The sequence below is a fragment of the Mesorhizobium sp. M7A.F.Ca.MR.362.00.0.0 genome, from assembly GCF_004023175.1.
Lineage (GTDB): Bacteria > Pseudomonadota > Alphaproteobacteria > Rhizobiales > Rhizobiaceae > Mesorhizobium.
Window position 1 is genome coordinate 24527 of sequence record NZ_RZTF01000043.1, and the last position, 2514, is coordinate 27040.

Below are 2514 nucleotides of genomic sequence, written 5' to 3' on the forward strand. Positions count from 1 at the left end.
GTGCATCACTGGCTGTTTCAGGAGACCTTGCCGCTGTGGTCGACATCGGGGGTCGACGAACGCCATGGCGGCTTTCACGAAGCGCTCGGCCTGGACGCCTCGCCGCTGATGAAGCCCAAGCGCATGCGCACCATGGCAAGGCAGGTCTATGCTTTCGCCGTCGCCCGAGCGCGCGGCTGGGACGGTCCGGCCGACCGGCTGATCAGCCACGGCATCGCCTTCATGGCCGGCAAGGGCCGCACCGACAAGGGCGGCTGGGTTCGGGCGCTGAATGTCGACGGTTCGGTCGCCGACGCCACCGAGGATGCCTACGATCATTCCTGCGTGCTCCTGGCGCTCGCGCATGCGCATATGTCTGGCAATCCAGACGCCTTGCGCCTCGGCGAGGAAACCTTCGCCTTTCTCGATGCGCATCTCGAAGACAGCCGCATGACCGGCTTCCTCGAGACATCGGACGGCAAAGGCGAGCGCCGCTCCAACCCGCATATGCATCTGCTCGAGGCCTTCCTCGCTTGGCATCAGGCGACTGGCGAGCGCGCCCATCTGCGCCGCGCAGCGCGCATCATCGACCTCTTCCGAAGTCATTTCTTCGATCCGGAAAGCTGGACGCTTGGCGAGTATTTCGATGCCGAATGGAAGCCATCCGCAGGAGAGAAAGGGTCATGGACCGAGCCTGGCCACCATTTCGAGTGGGCCTCGCTGCTGGTTGATTTCGCTGGACGCAGCGGCCAGGCCGAATTGAGCGGCTTTGCCAGAAAACTTTACGCGTCGGCCACTGCCAATGGCCTCAACCGCGCCACCGGCCTTGCTTATGGCGCCGTCTCGCGGCAGGGCCTGCCGCTCGACCTGATATCACGCAGCTGGCCGCAGGCCGAAGCGGTGAAGGCGGCTATCGCGCTGGATGGTTCGGGCGGGCCGGACCTGAAGCCCGAGATCGAAGCGCGCGTCGGCCGGCTGTTTCGCTGGCACATCGACCCGGCGCCGCTCGGCCTGTGGATCGATCGCATCGACGAGCGCGGCCGCTCACTGGCATCGGACGTGCCCGCCAGCATCTTCTATCATCTGGTCTGTGCGCTGACCCAGTATCTGGACAGCACGGCCGACCCGAAGGCGTAGAGGGTTGATCAGTACGGGCTCGCCACGTCGCCCGTCTCGACATAGATCGACTTCAGCTGCGAATAGAGTGCCAGCGCCGCCAATGAATTCTCACGTCCGATGCCCGACTGTTTGAAGCCGCCGAACGGGATTTCGACCGGCGTCAGATTGTAGGCGTTGATCCAGCAGGTGCCGGCCTGCAGCTCGGCAATGACGCGGTGGGCGCGCGGCAGGTCACGCGTGAAGACGCCGGCGGCAAGGCCGAATTCGGTGTCGTTGGCGCGGTCGATCACCTCGTCCTCACCGTCGAATTTCAGCACGCTCATGACAGGCCCGAAAATCTCCTCGCGGGCGATGCGCATTGTGTCGGTGACGCCGGTGAACACCGTTGGCTCGACAAAGAATCCGCCCTGGAAACCCTGCAGCGAAGGCACGTTGCCGCCACAGGCAAGCGTTGCTCCGTCCTGCTTGCCGATCTCGATATAGCCCACTACCTTGTCGTGCTGCGCCTTGGAAACCAGCGGCCCCATCTGGGTTTCGGGGTCGAGCGGGTCGCCGATGCGGATTTTCTTGGTCCGCTCGATCAGACGCTCGACGAAGCGGTCGTGAATGCCGCTCTGCACGAAGACGCGCGTGCCGTTGGAACAGATCTGCCCGGTCGAATAGAAATTGCCGAGCATGGCGCCGCCGATGGCGTTCTCGATGTCGGCATCGTCGAAGACGATCAGCGGCGACTTGCCGCCGAGTTCCATCGTCGCGTGCTTCATCTTCGAGCCGGCCAGCGACAGCACCTTGCGGCCGGTCGGCACCGAGCCGGTCACCGAGACCTTGGCGACGACATCGTGGCCGACGAGCCCGGCGCCGACATCGCCATAGCCTTGCACCACGTTGAACAGGCCGTCAGGCAGCCCGGCCTCGCTGTAGATCTCCGCCAGTGCGAGTGCTGAAAGCGGCGTGTTTTCCGATGGCTTGAACACCATGGCGTTGCCCATGGCGAGCGCCGGTGCCGATTTCCAGCCGGCGATCTGGATCGGGTAGTTCCAGGCGCCGATGCCGACACAGACGCCGAGCGCTTCGCGCCTTGTGTAGGCGAAGGGTCCGCCGAGATCGACCGACTCGCCATTGTAGGCGGCAACCGCACCGCCGAAATATTCAAGGCAGTCCGCTGCCGATGGGGCGTCCGCCATCAGCGTTTCCTGGATCGCCTTGCCTGTATCCAGTGTCTCGATGCGGGCGAGGTCGGCGTTGCGGGCGCGCAATATGTCGGCGGCGCGGCGCAGGATGCGCCCGCGCTCGACCGGCTTCAGCCGCGCCCAGGCGGGCTGCGCCGCCCGCGCCGCCTCGACGGCGAGTTCCAGCACGTTCGGCGTCGCCGAACGCAGCATGGCGATGGTCTCACCGGTTGCCGGATAGATGACC

2 protein-coding genes are annotated in these 2514 nt (G+C 65.1%); one reads left to right on the top strand and one right to left on the bottom strand.

Translation table 11 applies throughout. The annotated features are described in order from the left end of the window. On the top strand, window positions 1-1116 hold a 1116-nt coding region (locus EOC06_RS42015), incomplete at its 5' end, for an AGE family epimerase/isomerase (protein ID WP_245469411.1). An 8-nt stretch (window positions 1117-1124) separates the two neighbouring features. Here EOC06_RS42015 and betB read toward each other — a convergent pair. Continuing rightward, on the bottom strand, window positions 1125-2514 hold a 1390-nt coding region (gene betB / locus EOC06_RS08865), incomplete at its 5' end, for a betaine-aldehyde dehydrogenase (RefSeq protein WP_128307535.1).